The sequence below is a fragment of the Streptomyces sp. NPDC058308 genome (genome assembly GCF_042880275.1).
Taxonomy (GTDB): Bacteria; Actinomycetota; Actinomycetes; order Streptomycetales; family Streptomycetaceae; genus Streptomyces.
In genome coordinates this window covers 57,793-76,086 of record NZ_JBHVZA010000006.1, presented here as the reverse complement: position 1 = coordinate 76,086, position 18,294 = coordinate 57,793, and the positions used below count along the sequence as shown (strand labels likewise).

Annotated in this window: 14 protein-coding genes and 2 tRNA genes; 4 read left to right on the top strand and 12 right to left on the bottom strand. The window is 72.8% G+C overall.

What is annotated here, in order from left to right; genetic code table 11:
• Positions 1 to 254 precede the first annotated feature (254 nt).
• From ACFVYL_RS10685 to leuS, 5 genes are all read right to left on the bottom strand, one after another.
• Positions 255 to 3,140 carry a ComEC/Rec2 family competence protein gene (locus tag ACFVYL_RS10685; protein ID WP_389714449.1) on the bottom strand — a complete coding sequence of 962 codons (2,886 nt, stop codon included), beginning with the start codon at positions 3,138 to 3,140 and terminating at the stop codon, positions 255 to 257.
• Positions 3,137 to 4,501, bottom strand: coding sequence for a helix-hairpin-helix domain-containing protein (locus ACFVYL_RS10680; protein WP_389714448.1), 1,365 nt, complete (start codon positions 4,499 to 4,501; stop codon positions 3,137 to 3,139). The genes ACFVYL_RS10685 and ACFVYL_RS10680 overlap by 4 nt, the downstream gene beginning before the upstream one ends.
• 148 nt (positions 4,502 to 4,649) lie before the next feature.
• Complete coding sequence (locus ACFVYL_RS10675) at positions 4,650 to 5,495, bottom strand: DegV family protein (RefSeq protein WP_389714447.1); 846 nt, start codon at positions 5,493 to 5,495, stop codon at positions 4,650 to 4,652.
• Positions 5,496 to 5,602: 107 nt separating this feature from the next.
• On the bottom strand, positions 5,603 to 6,346 hold the full coding sequence (locus ACFVYL_RS10670) for a hypothetical protein (RefSeq protein ID WP_389714446.1): 744 nt from the start codon (positions 6,344 to 6,346) through the stop codon (positions 5,603 to 5,605).
• Between the two features lie 144 nt (positions 6,347 to 6,490).
• On the bottom strand, positions 6,491 to 9,391 hold the full coding sequence (gene leuS / locus ACFVYL_RS10665) for a leucine--tRNA ligase (RefSeq protein WP_389714445.1): 2,901 nt from the start codon (positions 9,389 to 9,391) through the stop codon (positions 6,491 to 6,493).
• Between the two features lie 529 nt (positions 9,392 to 9,920).
• On the opposite strand from leuS, the gene ACFVYL_RS10660 reads away from it, so the two are divergent.
• Together ACFVYL_RS10660 and ACFVYL_RS10655 are read left to right on the top strand one after the other, a co-directional pair.
• Positions 9,921 to 10,934 (top strand): hypothetical protein, encoded by a 1,014-nt coding sequence (locus tag ACFVYL_RS10660; RefSeq protein ID WP_389714444.1) that lies wholly within the window; start codon positions 9,921 to 9,923, stop codon positions 10,932 to 10,934.
• The gene (locus tag ACFVYL_RS10655; RefSeq protein WP_389714442.1) at positions 10,931 to 12,523 is read left to right on the top strand and encodes a ferredoxin; all 1,593 of its coding nucleotides are present in this window, start codon (positions 10,931 to 10,933) and stop codon (positions 12,521 to 12,523) included. Before ACFVYL_RS10660 ends, ACFVYL_RS10655 begins: the two co-directional genes overlap by 4 nt.
• Before the next feature lie 118 nt (positions 12,524 to 12,641).
• Here the strand turns inward: ACFVYL_RS10655 and ACFVYL_RS10650 are convergent.
• Positions 12,642 to 12,714 (bottom strand) — tRNA-Ala (locus tag ACFVYL_RS10650).
• Positions 12,715 to 12,835: 121 nt separating this feature from the next.
• Between ACFVYL_RS10650 and ACFVYL_RS10645 the strand changes: the two genes are divergently transcribed.
• Complete coding sequence (locus tag ACFVYL_RS10645; RefSeq protein ID WP_389714441.1) at positions 12,836 to 14,050, top strand: glycosyltransferase 87 family protein; 1,215 nt, start codon at positions 12,836 to 12,838, stop codon at positions 14,048 to 14,050.
• Here ACFVYL_RS10645 and ACFVYL_RS10640 read toward each other — a convergent pair.
• From ACFVYL_RS10640 to ACFVYL_RS10630, 3 genes are all read right to left on the bottom strand, one after another.
• A complete protein-coding gene (locus ACFVYL_RS10640) occupies positions 14,019 to 14,252 on the bottom strand; it encodes a hypothetical protein (RefSeq protein WP_016643127.1) in 234 nt (77 codons plus the stop codon). The two genes, ACFVYL_RS10645 and ACFVYL_RS10640, sit on opposite strands and share 32 nt — an antisense overlap.
• A 3-nt stretch (positions 14,253 to 14,255) precedes the next feature.
• Positions 14,256 to 14,438: a hypothetical protein gene (locus tag ACFVYL_RS10635; RefSeq protein ID WP_389714440.1), complete on the bottom strand. Its 183-nt coding sequence runs from the start codon at positions 14,436 to 14,438 to the stop codon at positions 14,256 to 14,258.
• 70 nt (positions 14,439 to 14,508) lie between these two features.
• Positions 14,509 to 15,975 carry an MFS transporter gene (locus ACFVYL_RS10630; protein WP_389714439.1) on the bottom strand — a complete coding sequence of 489 codons (1,467 nt, stop codon included), beginning with the start codon at positions 15,973 to 15,975 and terminating at the stop codon, positions 14,509 to 14,511.
• A gap of 111 nt (positions 15,976 to 16,086) precedes the next feature.
• Here ACFVYL_RS10630 and ACFVYL_RS10625 point away from each other — a divergent pair, with 111 nt between their 5' ends.
• Complete coding sequence (locus ACFVYL_RS10625; RefSeq protein WP_389714694.1) at positions 16,087 to 17,001, top strand: helix-turn-helix transcriptional regulator; 915 nt, start codon at positions 16,087 to 16,089, stop codon at positions 16,999 to 17,001.
• Positions 17,002 to 17,024: 23 nt separating this feature from the next.
• Here the strand turns inward: ACFVYL_RS10625 and ACFVYL_RS10620 are convergent.
• The 3 genes from ACFVYL_RS10620 to rsfS all read right to left on the bottom strand — a co-directional run bounded on the left by ACFVYL_RS10620 (position 17,025) and on the right by rsfS (position 18,283).
• Positions 17,025 to 17,097, bottom strand: a tRNA-Ala gene (locus tag ACFVYL_RS10620).
• Between the two features lie 104 nt (positions 17,098 to 17,201).
• On the bottom strand, positions 17,202 to 17,843 hold the full coding sequence (locus ACFVYL_RS10615; RefSeq protein ID WP_389714438.1) for a histidine phosphatase family protein: 642 nt from the start codon (positions 17,841 to 17,843) through the stop codon (positions 17,202 to 17,204).
• Complete coding sequence (rsfS, locus tag ACFVYL_RS10610; RefSeq protein ID WP_389714436.1) at positions 17,840 to 18,283, bottom strand: ribosome silencing factor; 444 nt, start codon at positions 18,281 to 18,283, stop codon at positions 17,840 to 17,842. The genes ACFVYL_RS10615 and rsfS overlap by 4 nt, the downstream gene beginning before the upstream one ends.
• Between the last annotated feature and the right edge of the window lie 11 nt (positions 18,284 to 18,294).

Here is an 18,294-nt window from a genome sequence, read left to right as displayed (position 1 = left end):
GCTGGAAGTGTCGCGAGTAACCCGAATTGCTCACCACCACCTTTCTGTTCAGGCCGGTCAGTGTCCGGTCCGTGACCGGTCAGTCTCCGGTCAGGCCAGCTCGGAGAGGGGGTTCCCCGCGGTAGCCCGTGCTCCGGAGGCAGGGCGGCAGCGGGGAGGCCTGAGGCGCGGCGGCCAGCGAGTAGGCCTTGAGGCGCGGCGGCCAGCGAGTAGGCCTTGAGGCGCGGCGACCCCGGGGGGCGAGGGCCGGGGTCTTAGGGCGGCCGGGTGGCCACTTCGAGCCGTGGTGCCGACCGCCGTCCCGATGCCACCACCGCGATCGCGCCCTTCGTGTCCGTGCGCAGCACCTCCGCTCCCCCGGCCCGCAGCGCCGCGAGCGTGACGGGCGAGGGATGTCCGTACGAGTTGTCGGCGCCGCAAGAGACGAGCGCCAGGCGCGGGGCCGCCCTGCGCAAGAGCTCCGGATCCTGCCGGGCCGAGCCGTGGTGGGCGACCTTGAGCACGTCCACCGAGGTGAGCGAAGCGGCTGCCGGGGTGCGCAGCAGGGCCCGCTGAGCGGGCGGTTCGAGGTCCCCGAGAAGCAACAGGGTCAGTCCGCCCGTCCGCACGAGCAACGTCACACTCGCGTCATTCGGCCCGTCGGGCCGCGGCACCGGTACAACCGACGGTCCAGGCGGCTTCGGTCGCCCTGCTGGGCCTGGTGCGCCCGGTGAGCCGCTTACTGGGCTTGGTGAGCCCGGAGAGCCCGGAGGCCCCGGAGAGCCCGCGGAGCCAGGAGAGCCCGGAGAGCCCGGGAAGCCTGCCAGCCCCGCTGGGCCTCCCGAGCCTGGTGACGGCTCTGACGGTCCCAGCGGCCAGAGCACCTGCCAGTCCAGCGGGCCCGCCCTGCGCCGCTCCCCCGCCTCGGCCCGGGTCACCGGAACACGCGCGGCCGCCGCCTGCTCCCGCACGAACTCGGCCTGCCCCGGCGGCTCCTGGAACCCCGTCGTCTGGATCACCCCCACCTCCCGCCCCCGCAACACCCCCGGCAGCCCCGCGACATGATCGGCGTGAAAGTGGGTGAGCAGGATCAGGGGCACACGCGTGATCCCGAGCGAACGCAGGCACCGGTCGACCGCCACCGGATCAGGCCCCGCGTCGACCACCACCCCCGCCCCCTCACCCGCGGCGAGCACCATGGCATCGCCCTGCCCGACATCGCACATCACCAGACGCCACCCCGGAGGCGGCCAGCCCGCGATCACCCGTGTGACGGGCGGAGGCTGAACGACCACCAGGAAGAGCAGGACAGCACAGGCCACGATCAGCCACGGGTGCCGCACGAACCTTCGCCCCACCAGGACAACGGCCGCCGTGACGAGCGCGAGCAGGAAGCCTCCGCCCCAGCCGCCCGGCCAGTCGACCCCGCTCCCGGGAAGCGCCGCCCCTGTGCGGGCAACCCCCGCGATCCACCCAGCGGGCCAGCTCGCAGCCCAGGCCAACCCTTGGGCCACCGGCATCGCGACCGGTGCTACGGCAAGCGCCGCGAAACCGAGCACGGTGACAGGCGCGACGGCGAACTCCGCGACGAGATTGCACGGCACCGCGACCAGGCTCACCCGGGCCGCCAGGACGGCGACGACGGGCGCACACACCACCTGCGCCGCGGCCGCTGCCGCCAGCGCGTCGGCCAACCGCGGCGGCACGCCTCGCCCGCGCAGCGCGGCGCCCCAGCGAGGCGCGAGGGTGAGCAGCGCACCGGTCGCGAGTACGGAGAGCGCGAAGCCGTAACTCCGGGCCAGCCACGGGTCGTACAGGACCAGCAGCAGGACCGCCGTGGCCAGCGCCGGGATGAGGGATCTGCGTCGGCCGGTGGCGAGGGCGAGGAGCACGATCAGTCCGCAGGCCGCGGCCCGCAGCACGCTCGGGTCGGGCCGACAGACGATCACGAACCCGAGCGTGAGCGCTCCGCCGAGCAGCGCCGTCGCACGGAGCGAAAGGCCCAACTTGGGTGCCAAGCCGCGCCGTTCGACCCGTTGGGCAGTGCCCTGCGGCCCGATGAGCAGGACGAGCACGAGCGTGAGGTTCGCCCCGCTGACAGCGAGCAGATGCGTGAGGTCGGTCGCCCGGAAGGCCTGGTCCAGTTCGGCCGGAACACGCGAGGTGTCCCCGATGACGAGACCAGGGATGAGCGCCCGCGCATCGGCCGGCAATCCATCCGTGGCCGCACGCAGGCCGCCGCGCAGCCTCCCGGCCAGCCGCTGCGTACCGGACGGGACTCCGACCACCCGCGGCACCCGCTCACCGGACACCCTGAGCACCGCGGCCACCCTGTCCCCCTCCGGCAACGGCGGGGCCAGCCGGGCCTGCACCCTCAGCCGGGTCGACGGCAACAGCCTGAGCCAGGCGCCATCGGGCCCGGGGCCCTGATCGGACTCGGCCCCCTGCTCCCCAGCCTCCCCAGCCGCCCCGCCTGGACCGCCGCCTGAAGCCCCTGCCCACGAGCGCGGGGGCCCCGGGGGATGCAACGACCCCGGTGAACCCCGAGAAGCCGCGCCCTTCGCCGAGCCCGCCGTCTCCCCTCTCACCACGACCAGGACCGGAGTGCGCGTCACCGTCGACGCACCGTCCGCCTCCGTGACGCGGACCGCCTCGGCGTCCAGGACGACAGCGGGCGGCATCGTGTGCGCCCCGGCGACCCGGGGCCGGGTGCGCCGAGGGTCGGAGGTAACCTCCAACTCGACCTCCACCTGGGCATATTCACGTGCCAGCCCAGGAATCGGCCCCCGGCGCAGATCCGCCCCGTGCAGCGCCGCGGAGCCCGCCGCCCCGGCCACGCAGAGCAGAACCGCCGCCACCGAAAGCCGCCCCCACTGCCGCTGCCCCGGCACCTGCCCGTGCCACCCACGGCTCTGCGGCCTCCTCTCGCCGCCCGGCACTCGCCCGCGGGCCGTCCACGTCACCAGTAGGACTCCGGCCACCAGCACACACCCCGCCACCGTGATCACCGCCCACCGGGCCGGGGCGTCCAGCATCAGGGCGGCCGCGGCCCATGCCGCGAGAGCGGGCGGCACGAGACGGAGGTCGGCGGGGCCCTCCTGCCGGGGGTGCGAGGCGCCGAGGCGGTGGCCCGACGCGAGGTGAACCGCCGCGCGCGTCATGGCCGTACGAGATCTTGCAGATCGGCGAATCGCCGCTCGCCGATGCCGTTGACCTCGCGGAGCTCCTCGACCGAGCGGAATCCACCGTGCTCGGCGCGGTAGTCGAGGATGTGCTGGGCCAACACGGGCCCGACACCCGGCAGTTGGTCGAGCTGCTCGGCCGTCGCCGTGTTCAGCCCGATCGGACCGGTGGCGGCGACACCTCCTGCGCCTCCTCCCGCGCCTCCACCCGCGCCACCTGCCGCCCCTGCTGAACCGGCGCCCGCTCCGGCACCCCCTCCGCCGGCCCCGGCCGCCGTCGCGGGCCCGCCCACGACCACCTGCTCACCGTCCACGAGGAACCGCGCGCGATTGAGCCCCTCCGTCGCTGTGCCCGGTCGGACCCCACCGGCGGCCCGCAGGGCGTCGGCCACCCGCGACCCGGCAGGAAGCCGGCGCACCCCCGGGTGACGGACCTTTCCGCTGACGTCCACGACGATCTTGGTCGCGGCCCCGCCACCGGCCGCCGCACCGCCCGGCCCGCCCTGACCCGCCGCCTGCGCCGAAGGTCCCGGCGAGGGAGCCGGTTCCGCGCCCCGTCCGGCGGCGGAGCCCGCCTCACGCACCACGTCGGGCGGCCGCACGGGCTGAGCCCTGCCCGTCCAGAAGTGCTGAGCGGCGAAGACCGCGGCGACGAGGAGGACCACGGCGAGTGCGGTGACGCCGCGCCGTTCGAGACCGCACCGCGTCTGCAGCCACCACGGCAATCGGTCCCGCACGGCGAGTCCGACCCGCTCCCGCCTCGAGGGCGGTCCCGGCTGCACCTCCGCGTCCACATCCGCATGCGCGTCCAGATCCGCGTGCGTGTCCAGACCCGCATGCGTGTCCGGAGCGTTCCCCTCCGCGTCCGCCTCGGCTTCCCGCGCCCACCCGGGCACAGGCACGCGCGGCTCACGCACGCGCGGCACAGACCCGCCCCCGACGGAACCGCCGACAGCCGAGCCGCCCCCCTCCACCAGCGCCGCATCGGCAGCCGCCACACCCCACCGCGGCGAGCGCGGCAACGACCCTGACGAAGCCGGTAGCCGAGCTTCCGACCGCCCCTGCGACCGCGACTCCGCTCCCACCCGCGCCCGCGCCCCCGGCCCCGGCCCCGGCCCCGTCCCCGTCCCCGTCCCCGGCTCCGGCTCCGGCTCCGGCTCCACGAAAAGCCTCTCCGCCCGCAGCCGCACCGCCTCCGCGTCCGCCCTCGTCCCCGCCGACGCGCGTCTGCGCCGCGCCCGCCCGCGGGCCTCGCGGTGGCTCACGCGGCCGTCGGATGTGGGGCCGCGGCCGGGCCCGCTCGTTGCGGAAGGTGTCCGGGAAAGTGATCGAAGTGCCATGCCGACGACGTTAGGCACCGTCGGCCAAAGTTGTTGATCTTGGTCAATTCCCGTGGATTACCCGGCAGTTGTGGATAACTCCGTCACCCACACGGGGCACACTCGTCGCCCCGCGCCGCCCGGCACCTCGCCCACCACGCACCAACCCTCACCGAGGTGAGACCACAGCCCCCAGCAGCCCCGGCCCCGTGTGCGCGCCGATCACCGCGCCGACCTCGCTGACATGCAGCTCCCCGAGGCCCGGCACCCGCTCCCTGAGGCGGTCGGCGAGCGCCTCCGCCCGCTCCGGCGCCGCGAGATGGTGCACGGCGATGTCGACCTGGCCGGCGCCGGCCCGCTCGACCACGATCTCCTCGAGCCGGGCGATCGCCTTCGACGCCGTCCGCACCTTCTCCAGCATGTCGATGCGGCCGTCGTCCAGCTTCAGCAGCGGCTTCACGGCGAGTGCGGAGCCCAGCAGCGCCTGTGCGGCGCCGATGCGGCCGCCCCTGCGCAGATAGTCGAGGGTGTCGACGTAGAAGTACGCGGACGTGCCGGCTGCCCGCTTCTCCGCGGCCGCCACCGCCTCCTCCACGGAGTCGCCCGCCTCCACGGCCTGGGCCGCTTCCAGGGCGCAGAAGCCGAGGGCCATCGCGACCATGCCGGTGTCCACCACCCGTACCGGCACCGGCGCCTCCTTCGCGGCGAGGACCGCGGCGTCGTACGTACCGGAGAACTCGGCGGAGAGGTGCAGCGAGACGATCGCCGTGGCGCCCGCCTCCACGGCCTTGCGGTAGACCTGCGCGAAGACTTCGGGGCTCGGCCGGGACGTGGTCACCGACTTCCGCTTCTGCAGCGCCAGCGCGAGCGAGCGGGCCGAGATCTCGGTGCCCTCCTCCAGCGCCTGGTCCCCCAGGACCACGGTCAGAGGCACCGCGGTGATGCCGTGCCGCTCCATCGTCCGCTGCGGCAGGTAGGCCGTTGAATCCGTGACGATCGCGACATGGCGGGACATGAGCTGGAGATTACCTGTCTGTGCTGTCGGGTGGCAGCCCGGCCCCTGTTGCGACCCTGGCGGGGAGCAGCCCGTTCCGGGGGAGGGACTCGGTGCCACCGGTCGTATCAGGTCGTGCTCTCGGGCTTGGTCTTCTTCTCCCACGGATACGCGGCCCTCGCGGCGGGCGGGGTGATCGCGTGCCGCGTCGGTTCCTGGGCCGCCTTCCGGTCGGCCCCGGACGGCTCGGTCCAGGTCTGCTCGGCGTCCCGGCCCGTTTCCGGGGCCGGCTCGGGCCAGGGGGGCGGGGTCTGCGCAGGCGACGGCTCCGTCGTCCAGTGCCGCAGGGCGCCCGCCTCCATGTCGATCTGGGTGCTCAGCGAGTCCAGGTCGTCGCCCGCGAACCGGCGGGCCCGGTCGCGTGCGGACCAGCGCAGCGAGTCGGCCGCCTTGGTGATCTGCGTCGTGCGCTCCCGAAGGTCGGGCAGGCGCGCGGCCAGAGCGGCCTTGTCCGGGTCGCGCTCCAGGCGCCGGAGCTCGTCGTCCAGCTCGTGCCCGTGGGTGCTGAGCCGGTCGAAGAGACTCAGCGTCTCCTTCAGGGAGGCGTCGGCGGCGGCGCCCGCGTGCAGGACGTCCTGCGTGGCACGCATGGACGAGCGCAACGAGAGCCGCAGCTGGGCCAGTTCGGCGGCCGTGCCGACCTGCGCGAAGCTCTTCGCCCGCAGCGTGGTGTCCTCCACCGTCCGGCGGGCCTCCAGGATGGTGCGGTCCACGCCTCGCTTGGCGGCGCGGACGACCTTCACCGTCGCGTACACCCCGAGGACCAAGAACAGCACGACCAGCAGCGCCACGATTGCGCCCACGGCTTCCATGACGCTCCTCTCCGCATCCCGTCCGTTCCAGTGACTCCTTCCACCGTAAACGGAGAAGGCAGGCCGGGGGTTCCAGCGGAACCCCCAACCTGCCCGTAGGGGAAGTCCCCTATGCACCTGCCCGGCCGTGCAGTTGCCCGACGGCTACGCGGGAACGATGTTCACCAGCTTCGGCGCCCGCACGATCACCTTGCGGATCCCGGCGCCGTCCAGCGCGGCCACGACCTTCTCGTCGGCCAGCGCCACCTTCTCCAGCTCGGCGTCGGAGATCGACGGCGAGACCTCCAGGCGCGCCTTGACCTTGCCCTTGATCTGCACGACGCAGGTCACGGACTCGTCCACGACGTACGCCGGGTCCGCGACCGGGAAGTCCCGGTGGACGACCGAGTCGGTGTGGCCCAGCTTGCGCCACAGCTCCTCGGCGATGTGCGGGGCCAGCGGCGCGATCAGCAGCACCAGGCGCTCCGCGACGGACCTCGGCACCGGGCCGCCCACCTTCGTCAGGTGGTTGTTCAGCTCGGTGATCTTGGCGATGGCGGTGTTGAACCGCATGCCGTCCAGGTCCTGGCGGACGCCGTCGATCGCCTTGTGCAGGGCGCGCAGGGTGCTCTCGTCGATGTCGGCCTCGGCGACGTCCGCAACGGTGACCTCACCGGTCGACTCGTCAATGATCAGGCGCCACAGCCGCTGCAGCAGGCGGTACTGGCCGACGACCGCGCGCGTGTCCCAGGGGCGGGAGACGTCCAGGGGGCCCATCGCCATCTCGTACAGGCGCAGGGTGTCCGCGCCGTACTCGTCGCAGATCTCGTCCGGCGTGACGGCATTCTTCAGGGACTTGCCCATCTTGCCCAGCTCGCGCTTGACCGGCTCGCCCTCGAAGAAGAACTTTCCGTCGCGCTCCTCGACCTCGGTGGCGGGCACCGGGAAGCCGCGGCTGTCCCGGTAGACGTAGGCCTGGATCATGCCCTGGTTGTACAGCTTGTGGAACGGCTCGGCCGACGAGATGTGGCCCAGGTCGAACAGGACCTTCGACCAGAAGCGCGCGTACAGCAGGTGCAGCACCGCGTGCTCGGCGCCGCCCACGTACAGGTCGACGCCGCCGGTCGGCTGACCCTCGCGCGGGCCCATCCAGTACTGCTCGACGGCGGGGTCGACCAGCTGCTGGTCGTTGCGCGGGTCCAGGTAGCGCAGCTCGTACCAGCACGAACCCGCCCAGTTGGGCATGGTGTTGGTCTCGCGGCGGTACTGCTTGGGGCCGTCGCCCAGGTCCAGCGTGACGTTGACCCAGTCCTCGTTGCGGGACAGCGGCGTCTCCGGAGAGGTGTCCGCGTCGTCCGGCTCGAAGGTGCGCGGGGAGTAGTCGTCGACCTCCGGCAGCTCCAGGGGCAGCATCGACTCGGGCAGCGAGTGGGCGATGCCGTCCTCGTCGTAGACGATCGGGAAGGGCTCGCCCCAGTACCGCTGGCGGCTGAACAGCCAGTCGCGCAGGCGGAAGTTGACGGTGCCCTCGCCGATGCCGCGGGTGGCCAGCCAGCCGGTGATGCGGGCCTTGGCGCCCTCGACATCCATGCCGTCGAGCGAGATCTCCTGGTTCGACGAGTTGATCAGCTTCGCCTCGTACGAGGAGAAGGCGTCGTCCCACGTCCTGGTGTCGGTGCCGCGGTCGTCGGAGGGCTCGACCACGCAGTGCATCGGCAGGTTGAAGGCGCGCGCGAAGGCGAAGTCGCGGCTGTCGTGCGCGGGGACGGCCATGATCGCGCCGGTGCCGTAGCCCATCAGTACGTAGTCGGCGATGAAGACGGGGACCTGCTCGCCGCTGACCGGGTTGGTGGCGTAGACGCCGGTGAAGACGCCGGTCTTCTCCTTGGCGTCCGCCTGGCGCTCCACGTCGGACTTGGAGGCGGCGAAGGCGCGGTACTTGGCGATGGCCTCGGCCGGGGTGGCGTGGCCGCCGGTCCACGTCTCGTGGGTGCCCTCGGGCCAGGCCTCCGGTACGACCTTGTCGACCAGGTCGTGCTCGGGGGCCAGGACCATGTAGGTCGCGCCGAACAGGGTGTCCTGGCGAGTGGTGAAGACGGTGATCGCGTCACCCTCGATGCCCACGGGGAACTTCACGCGGGCGCCTTCGGAGCGGCCGATCCAGTTGCGCTGCTGCAGCTTGATGGCCTCGGGCCAGTCCAGCGCGTCCAGGTCGTCGAGCAGCCGGTCGGCGTACGCGGTGATGCGCATGTTCCACTGGCGCAGCTTGGCCTTGAAGACGGGGAAGTTGCCGCGCTCGGAGCGGCCGTCGGCGGTGACTTCCTCGTTGGCCAGGACGGTGCCGAGGCCGGGGCACCAGTTGACGGGGGCGTCGGAGGCGTAGGCCAGGCGGTACCGGCTCAGCACGTCCGCGCGCTCCGCGGCGTCCAGCTCGCTCCACGCGCGCGTGGAGTCCGGTACGGCGCGGTCACCGCTCTCGAACTGCGCGACCAGGTCGGCGATCGGACGGGCCTGCGCCGCGTCGGCGTCGTACCAGGAGTTGAAGATCTGGATGAAGATCCACTGGGTCCACTTGTGGTACTCGGGGTCGATCGTCGCGAACGAGCGCCGCTTGTCGTGGCCCAGGCCCAGCGCGCGCAGCTGGGACTTCATGTTCTCGATGTTGGCCTCGGTGGAGACCCGCGGGTGGGTGCCCGTCTGCACGGCGTACTGCTCGGCGGGCAGGCCGAAGGCATCGAAGCCCAGGGTGTGCAGGACGTTGTGGCCCGTCATGCGCTGGAAGCGCGCGAAGACGTCCGTGGCGATGTACCCCAGGGGGTGGCCGACGTGCAGGCCCGCTCCGGAGGGGTACGGGAACATGTCCATGATGAACTTCTTGGGCCTGGCCACCAGCGCGGCCTCCGCCTCGGTCCGCGCGGCCATGTCGCCGCTCGGGTTCGGCGCCTCGTAGGTGCCATCGGCGTCCCAGAAGTCCTGCCAGCGTGCCTCGATCTCAGCGGCCAGAGCGGCCGTATAGCGGTGCGGCGCGGCCACCTCGGAGGCGGCAGCAGAATTCGTCTCGCTCATGATCCTCAAAGCTCCATCGATCGTCTCTGCCTGCGGAATTGACCGTGCTGGCCAAACAAAAATGCCCCTCGCACAGGAGGGGACGCCGCGCCGATTCCGACCGCGATTCAGCGGCGGTCGGGACTGATCAGCGCGGCCCGCTAAGCAGAAGGCGTACGGCACGCATGGCGTCAGGGTACCGCAGCGCCCGTGCGGCCCGCGACGAGCTTTCCCAGGCGCCGGCCGGGGCGCACCGCCCCCACCCTTTGGCCAAGGGTTACTCCGCGTACCGCCCACTATCGGGGCAACACCAAGATCGCATCGCGCTTTGATAACAACGCAATAACTCAAACCGCGTACCCACCGGTATGGAGCGACTTAGCATGCGGCGGGACCGAACCATTTCGGAGTCGCCCCCATGAACCCTCTGCACCCGCACCGCAAGAGCCGTTCCCTTCCCCGATCGTCTCCACGTTCGTCGGCCCGTCCCTCTCCGCGTCCGTCCTCCCGGCCTCCCGTCCCGCTGTCGCGTGCCCTGAGCGCCGGAGCCGTGCTCCTGATACCCCTGCTCGTCTTCGCGGGCAGCGACGGGCTGCGGGCCGCGCTGGACTTCACCGCAGGCGTCCTGTCCCTGGTCTCGCTCACCGCCGCCGTCGTCTGGGGTCTGGTCGCCACCGACCGGCTCTTCCTGCACTCCCGCCAGCGCCTGCTCGCCCAGGCAGTGCACCGGGCCACCGCGGTCTCCGCCATCGGCTTCCTGCTGCTGCACGGCACCGTAAAGGTCGCCCTGGACCATGTGTCCCTGTTCGGCGCCCTGATGCCGTTCGGACTCGGCGTCACCGGCAGCGCCGGGCTCATCGGCCTGGGCTCCCTCGCGGGCCTCCTCATGATCGTCACCGGCGTCACCGGTGCTCTGCGCAGTGCCTTCGCCTCTCCCGCGCGGATCGCGTCACGCTGGCGGGCGCTGCACATGCTGGCCTACCCGGCCTGGTGCTCGGCGCTGATCCACGGCCTGTACGCGGGCCGCGAGCCGAAGCCGTGGGTGGTCGCGCTGTACTGCCTGTGCCTGGTCGCCGTCGCCGGAGCCGTCACGCTGCGCGCGGCGCCGCTCCCCGTGAAGCGGAGGGCCGCCGCACGGATCCTGGCCCTGCTCGAACCGGCACCCGACGCCCCGCCCCAAAAACACCCTCCCGCGCGGGACACCGCCTGCGCACCGCTGCCCGGCGCGAGCGCCCCTGCCCCCGGCTCGGTCGCCGGCATCTCGGCGGCCTACCGCGCGACGACCCCCACCGTCCCTGCGCCCCGCGCCGGACCCGACGTCCGCTGGCCCGCGCCCTGCCCACCACCGCCCGCCGAGGCCCCGTACGTCGCGCCCCCGCCCACGTACGACACGGCCCCCCAGCCCGTCCACGACCCGTCGTACGACGTCGCCCTCGACCCGGCGTACGACCCCGTCCACGACCCCGCGTACGACAGTGGCCCCGCCACCGAGCCGCTGCCCCGGCCCTTTCGGGCCCCCAGCTCGGGCGAGCCCTGGAACGCCGCCACTGGAGGCCACCCGTGAACGCGCCGCTGCCCGACGTCCCCGAAGTCCGCGTCGTCGGGCTGCCTCTGCTCACCTCGGGCTTCGACCTCGTCGAACGCCTCGATCTCGCCATGCACCTGAAGGTGCACGGCCCCCTGGAACCCATGGCGGGCGAACCGCTCGCCCGCCTCGCCGAGCACATCGTGCTGCGCGGCCGGGGCGGCGCGGGCTTCCCCTTCGCGCAGAAGCTGCGGGCCGTCGCCGACGCGGCGATACGTCGCGGCGTACGCCCCGTGGTCGTGGTCAACGGCAGCGAGGACGAGCCCGCCTGCCGCAAGGACACCGTCCTGATCAACCGCGCCCCGCACCTCATCCTGGACGGCGCCCTGCTCGCCGCCGAGGCCCTCGGGGCGCGCACCCTCGTCATCGGTGTGACGCGCGATTCCACCGAGGCCTCGATGCGCACCGCGCTGGCCGAGCGGGGCCTCGGCGACCGGCGCGGACCGGCCCTTCGCGCGCGCGTGCAGCGCAATCCGGTGCGCATGGTCACCGGGGAGTCCTCCGCCCTCGTCCGCTCGGCGGACGGCGGCCCGCCGCTGCCACCGGGGCGGAAGGCGCGCACGTCCGACTCCGGAGTGGGCGGCGCCCCCACCCTGCTGTCCAACGCGGAGACCTTCGCCCAGCTCGCCGTCGCCGCCCGGACCGGTGCCGACCGCTACTGCCGCACCGGCCTGCGCGAGGAGCCGGGCACGGTCCTGCTGACCCTCTCCGGAGCGGTCGCCCGACCGATGGTCGTCGAGGTGCCCACCGGGGTGCCGCTGCGGTACGTCCTCCAGCTCGCCGGCGCACCGGCGCTCCCCCAGGGCGTGCTCACGGGCGGCTATCACGGCAAGTGGCTCGACACCGTCACGGCACACGACGCGGTCGTCTCCCGCGCCTCCCTGGACGCCTGCGGGGGCGCGCTCGGCGCGGGCGCCGTCCTGCCGATCGGCGAGGGCACGTGTCCGCTCGGCGAATCGCTGCGCGTCGCGAACTGGCTGGCCGCCGAGAGCTCGGGGCAGTGCGGCCCCTGCTACCTCGGCCTCCCCGCGGCGGCCCGTGGCCTTGGCGACGTGCTGCAGGGCGGCGGCCCGACCGCTCTCGAAGCGCTGCGCGAGGTGACCCGGGCCGTGCAGCGGCGTGGGGCGTGCAAGCACCCGGACGGCTCGGCGGCCTTCCTGGAGTCGACGATCTCGACGTTCACGGACGACCTCGCGGCACACGTTCTGGGCGGTGGCTGCGGCCGCCCCGTCGAGGGCGTCCTGCCCCTCCAGGAGGACGCGCCCGCGGCCGAGGCGCCCAGCGGCCGCAAGCTGGCCGTCGACTGGACGCTCTGCCAGGGCCACGGGCTGTGCGCGGACATCGTCCCGGAACTGATCCAGCTGGGCCCGGACGGCTTCCCGTCCGTCGCGGAAGCCTCCGTACCGCGCTACTCCGAAGCGCGTGCCGCACGTGCGGTGCGCCGCTGCCCCGCGCTCGCACTGCGCATCGAGGGGCCGTCGCGGGCGGAGCCGCAGGGCGTCCCCGGACTGCCGGCGGCGCTTCCGCCTGGACGGCGGCGCAGGGCGCTCGGCAGCGGAAGGCAGTGACGGAGGGCCCGGCACACGGGACGACTGCGTGAAGCACACGGGACGACCGCGTGAAAAGGAAAAAAGCGTGACAAAGAAAGAGCGGGCCACCCGATCCGGGTGGCCCGCTCATATCCTGTGGAGCTAAGGAGAATTGAACTCCTGACCTCCTGCATGCCATGCAGGCGCTCTACCAACTGAGCTATAGCCCCTTGCCTGTCCGCCCGGTTTCCCCGGCGGCTCCGCCAACATTACACGGTCATCCCCGTGCTCCACCAAATCGATTCCGGTCTGCACCGGTACAGCCCGATACGGCCGGTACTGTCAGCCCCCGTGACCGTGATCGCGTCCGCCGCCGCCCGCCGCCGCGTACCGCTGGCCGCCGGGGTCTGCCTGTTCTCCTTCACGGCCTTCTGGCTCGCGCAGCGCGCCGCCGACGTCTCGATGATCGACCTGATGGTCTACCGGGCCGAGGGCGCGACCGTGCGCGCGGGCGGTGACCTCTACGCGCTGCGCACCACTGAGGCCCATCTGCCCACCACCTACCCGCCGTTCGCCGCGCTGCTTTTCACGCCGCTGACGCTCCTGGACACGGCGGACATGCGCACCCTCGCGACGCTGGGGAACCTGCTGCTCCTGGTCGGTTTCGCGCACCTCTCCCTGCGGCTGGTCCACGGCGAGCGGCACACGCGCGTGGCGGGCGCCCTGTGGGTGGCCTCCCTCGCCGTCTGGTGCGAACCGGTGTGGACGACGCTGCGCTACGGACAGATCAACCTGCTGCTCGGCGTCCTCGTCCTGTGGGACCTGTCCCGGCGCCCAGGCCACCGCTGGGCGGGCGTGGGCATCGGCGTCGCGGCGGCGATCAAGCTCACGCCCGCGCTCTTCGCGGCCTTCCTGCTGCTGACCGGGGCCGCCGAGGCGGTGCGGCACGGGCCGTGGCGGCCGACGGTGCGGCACGCGTGCGGGGCGGCCGTCTCGTTCGCCGGCGCGACGCTCCTCGCGGCCGCCGTCCTGCCGTACGACTCGTGGCGCTTCTGGACCAGGATGGTCTTCGAGGCGGACCGGGTCGGGTTCGCCGAGAACACCGCGAACCAGTCGCTGCGCGGCGTCCTCGCCCGGTGCCTGCACACCGGGGAGCCCGGGGCCTGCTGGGCCCTGGCCGCCGCCGTGGCCGGGGCGCTCGGCCTCGGGGCCGCGGTGGCCGCCGCACTGCGCGGGCAACGGGCCTGGGCCGCTCTCTCCTGTGCGGCGACGGCGCTCCTGGTGAGCCCGGTGTCGTGGTCGCACCACTGGGTGTGGTGCGTGCCGATGGCGCTGCTCCTGGGGGTGGAGGCGGCACGCGGGGGCGGGCGGGCGCGGTGGGCGGTCGCCGGGGCGGCGTCCCTGGTCTTCTGCTCGTACGCCCTGTGGTGGGTGCCGCACGGGCAGGGACGGCCGGAACTCGTCCAGAATTATGGCCAGATGACGCTGTCCGCCCTCTACGTAGTGACCGCTTTCGTGTTCCTTCTGGTCGCGGTCACGCGGTCGCGAACGAGTAGAACCGTTTGAGCGTGCAGTGCTCGTCGAGCAGCCGGCCATAGATCGGCTCCCCTTCGAGCTCACGGTACGTCTCGATGGGGTCACCCTTTATGATCAGCGCCCGTGCGCATTCCTCGCACCAGTACTGGTAGTCCGGGTTGACCGGTTCCATGTCGCGGACGATCGGCGTGCCACTGCCGCACCAGTCGCATTTTCGCCTGTGTGCACCCATCGATCAGCTCCAGCTGTGGCCGCAGGCGGTACACACGTACGAGACTCCGCCATTGTCACCGAGTACTTGGGCGACGTGGACCGAGCCGCAGGAAGGGCAGTTGAGGAGCGTGCGGAGAGCGGCCCGTTCCCGTACGGCCGCCGCTTCGGAGAGGCGGTCGGCCTCTCCGAGGATGCTCGCAGGCATCGCGCTCTCCCTCCCGTCGGGCTGCGTCTCCTTCCGGCCGTCCGATTCTGCCACGCTCTGAGCGACCCGGTCAGCGACGCATTCGTACCAGTCCGGACACGGCGCCGAGTGTGGCCACCGCGGCCAGCGCACAGGTGCACACCAAGAGCGCACCCGCGGATGTATACGCCCCGGGAGCCTGCTGCGACTCGATCCGGTTCAGGAAAAGGGCGCCGAAGCAGGCGACACCCGTCAACTGACCGAGCTGCGTCACCGTCGCGAGCAGCCCGCTGGCGTCGGCCGCGTCCTCGGCGCGCACCGTGGCGAGCGTGCGCGTGAGAGTCGGGCTGAAGCCCAGGGAGAGCCCCGCGCCCACGCCGGAGAAGGCCGCGTAGAGCCAGGGACCGCCGTCGCCGCCGTCCCGCAGCAGCAGCCCCGCGGCGATCGTCGACACCGCGGTCAGCACGAAGCCGCCCGGGATCAGCGCCCGTTGGGCCACCTGCGGCCAGCGTCGCCAGGTCAGACCCACCGCGCCGAAGACCACGGCGGTCGGCGCGAAGGTGAGACCGGCCCGCAGCGGGCTGTAGCCGAGACCGCCCTGGACGTGCAGGGTGAGCGCGAACAGGAAGCCCGCGTTCACGGCCATCCCGGCGGCGATCCGGAAGACCGCGAGGCCCATGCCCGGCGTCCGCAGGACCCGGGGCGCGATCAGCGGCGCCCCGCCCCGCCGGGCAAGGCGGGACTCGTACGCGCAGAAGAGCGCGAAGCAGACCGCGGCCGCCGCCAGCGAGAGCCAGGACCACAGCGGCCAGCCCTCCTGCTGCCCGAGCACCAGCGGCACGGTGCAGAGCGAGACGGCGGCGCCGAGCAGCACCAGGCCGGGCAGGTCGAGCCCGCGGGCCCGCCCGGCCGCCCGCTCCCTGTCGTCGTCGCGCGGCAGCACGCGCACCGCCATGGCCAGGAGCACCACCCCGACCGGCACGTTGACCAGGAACACCGGGCGCCACCCGGCGCCGAACAGGTCGGCGCTGACGAGGACCCCGCCGAGCACCTGCCCGGCCGCGGCGCCGGTCGCGAGGACCGCCGCGTACGCGCCGAGCGCCTTGGTCCGCGCCTCCCCCGCGAAGTTGCGCTGGATCAGGCTCAGCACCTGCGGGATGAGGACCGCGGAGCCCGCCCCCTGCAGCAGCCGGAAGCCGATCAACTCGCCGGTCCCCCGGGCGAGTCCACAGGCGAGCGAGGCCGCGGTGAAGACCGTGAGCCCCGCGAGGTAGACCCGGCGGTGCCCCACGCGGTCGCCGAGGCGCGCGCCGGTGATCAGGAGCACCGCGTACGTGATGGTGTATCCGGCGATCACCAGCTGCAATCCGGCGCCGGACGCGTGCAGTTCGGCGCGGATGGTGGGCGCCGCGACATTGACGATGAAGACGTCGAGCAGGGCCATGAACTGGGCGGCCAGCACGACGGCGAGCAGCCGCCCGGGCCGCTTGTCAGTGCCGGGCGCTTTACTGGACACGGGAGTTGGACTCGCGGGGGCGGACGGGGTGGTCGTTGTCATGGCATGAGCGTGCGGGCGATTCGGTACGGGTGACGAGAGCCCGCCGATGCTGGTACTGACAGCACCTGTCAGCGGCCTCGGCGGACGCGGACGATGGGGGACGTGACGACGATGACGACCGCACACGGAGAGCCGGGAATCCACGATCGGGGCCGCCCGGGGACGGCCCAGCGCCGCCGCCCCGAGCTCGCCGCCTTCCTGCGCGGCCGCAGGGCCCGGGTGACACCGGCCGACGTGGGCATGGCCCCCGGCCTGCGCCGCCGCACACCGGGCCTGCGCCGCGAGGAGGTCGCCCAGCTCTCCGGAGTCGGCGTGACCTGGTACACCTGGCTCGAACAGGGCCGTCCGATCAACGCCTCGCCCCAGGTCCTCGATGCCGTGGCCCGCACCCTGCGCCTCGACCGGCCGGAGCGCGAGCACCTGTACCACCTGGCCGAGGTGCCGTATGCCCCGGACCGCGCGGCCGCGGAGCACGTGGTGGGCGCGGACGTGCAGGGCATCATCGATGCCATGGACCCGCGCCCCGCAGTGGTCTACAACACCCGGTACGACATCCTCGCCACCAACCCCGCCTACCGCGACCTGTTCCTCCTCCCCCAGACCCCCGACACCGGCGTCCCGAACGTGCTGTGGTCGCTGTTCACCGTGCCCGCGGCACAGTGCCCACTGGTGTTCCGCGACGCGGAGCTGCCGGTGATGGTGGCCACCCTGCGCAGCGCGTACGGCAGGCACGTGGGCGAGCCGGCCTGGGAGGGCTTCCTGCGCAGGCTCTCCGCCGCGAGCCCGCACTTCACCGAGCTCTGGAACAGCGGCGACGTGATACCGCCCGGGCGGCGCGTGAAGACGTTCCGGCACCGCGCGATCGGCGAGCTGCGCATGACGTCGGTCTCCCTGAGCATCGACGGCATGCCGGAGTGCCGGATCGTCGTGTACACCCCGGACGACGAGGAGAGCGGGCGGCACACGGCAGAGCTGCACCGGCTCAGGACGGAGGCAGCGGCGGCACGAGAAAATCCCGCCCCCTGATGGGGACGGGATTTCCGGGACTGTGGAGCTAAGGAGAATTGAACTCCTGACCTCCTGCATGCCATGCAGGCGCTCTACCAACTGAGCTATAGCCCCTTGTGTTCTTCCCGCTCGGCGGGCGAACAAGAAGAACTTTAGCCTGCGACCAGCCGGAATGTGAAATCCGGGTCCGGCCGCCCGCGGGAGCGGCTCCGGGGTGCTCAGTCGTCGTCGCCGAGCACCGGTTCCGGCAGCGTGCCGGCGTTGTGCTCGAACAGACGCCAGCCCCGCGCGCCCCGGCCGAGGACCGACCAGCAGCAGTTGGTGAGGCCGCCGAGGCCCTCCCAGTGGTGGGGCTCAAGACCGAGGAGGCGACCGATCGTGGTGCGGATGGTGCCGCCGTGGCTGACCACCACCAGCGTGCCGTTCTCGGGCAGCTTCTCGGCATGGCGCAGGACGACGGGCGCGGCGCGGTCGGCGACCTCGGTCTCCAGCTCGCCGCCGCCGCGGCGCACCGGTTCGCCGCGCTTCCACGCGGCGTACTGCTCGCCGAAGCGGGCGATGATCTCGTCGTGCGTCAGGCCCTGCCACTCGCCCGCGTACGTCTCCTGGAGGCCTTCCTCGTACGCGACGGGGAGGCCGGTGATGGCGGCGAGCTCACCGGCGGTGGCCGCCGCGCGCTTGAGGTCCGAGGCCACGATGGCGTCGGGCTTCAGGGAGGCGAGCAGCCGGGCGGCGCGCTTGGCCTGGGCGACGCCCGTCTCGGTCAGCTCGATGTCCGTGGAGCCCTGGAAGCGGCGCTCCAGGTTCCACGCGGTCTGGCCGTGCCGCCACAGGATGATCCGGCAGCCGCGGTCGGTCACCGCAGCTCACCGTCCAGGTCGGCCTCCTCCGCGGCCCGCTGCTCGGCGTGCTCGGCAGCCTTGCCGCGGGTCGCCTTGGCATCCGCGGGCAGGTCGATCTCGGGGCAGTCCTTCCACAGGCGCTCAAGGGCGTAGAAGACACGCTCCTCGCTGTGCTGGACGTGCACCACGATGTCCACGTAGTCGAGGAGGATCCAGCGGGCGTCGCGGTCCCCCTCGCGGCGGACCGGCTTGGCGCCGAGCTGCTTGTTCAGCTTCTCCTCGATCTCGTCGACGATCGACTTGACCTGGCGGTCGTTCGGCGCGGAGGCGAGCAGGAAGGCGTCCGTGATCGACAGCACGTCGCTGACGTCGTACGCGATGATGTCGTGCGCGAGCTTGTCGGCAGCCGCCTGGGCGGCGACAGTGATGAGCTCGGTGGAGCGGTCCGTGGCGGTCACTTGTGAGCTTT

Bases quoted from the DNA above. Each gene is read 5' to 3' on its own strand.
- ACFVYL_RS10685 (WP_389714449.1), bottom strand. From the start codon at position 3,140: ATGACGCGCGCGGCGGTTCACCTCGCGTCGGGCCACCGCCTCGGCGCC.
- ACFVYL_RS10680 (WP_389714448.1), bottom strand. From the start codon at position 4,501: ATGGCACTTCGATCACTTTCCCGGACACCTTCCGCAACGAGCGGGCCC.
- ACFVYL_RS10675 (WP_389714447.1), bottom strand. From the start codon at position 5,495: ATGTCCCGCCATGTCGCGATCGTCACGGATTCAACGGCCTACCTGCCG.
- ACFVYL_RS10670 (WP_389714446.1), bottom strand. From the start codon at position 6,346: ATGGAAGCCGTGGGCGCAATCGTGGCGCTGCTGGTCGTGCTGTTCTTG.
- leuS (WP_389714445.1), bottom strand. From the start codon at position 9,391: ATGAGCGAGACGAATTCTGCTGCCGCCTCCGAGGTGGCCGCGCCGCAC.
- ACFVYL_RS10640 (WP_016643127.1), bottom strand. From the start codon at position 14,252: ATGGGTGCACACAGGCGAAAATGCGACTGGTGCGGCAGTGGCACGCCG.
- ACFVYL_RS10635 (WP_389714440.1), bottom strand. From the start codon at position 14,438: ATGCCTGCGAGCATCCTCGGAGAGGCCGACCGCCTCTCCGAAGCGGCG.
- ACFVYL_RS10630 (WP_389714439.1), bottom strand. From the start codon at position 15,975: ATGACAACGACCACCCCGTCCGCCCCCGCGAGTCCAACTCCCGTGTCC.
- ACFVYL_RS10625 (WP_389714694.1), top strand. From the start codon at position 16,087: ATGACGACCGCACACGGAGAGCCGGGAATCCACGATCGGGGCCGCCCG.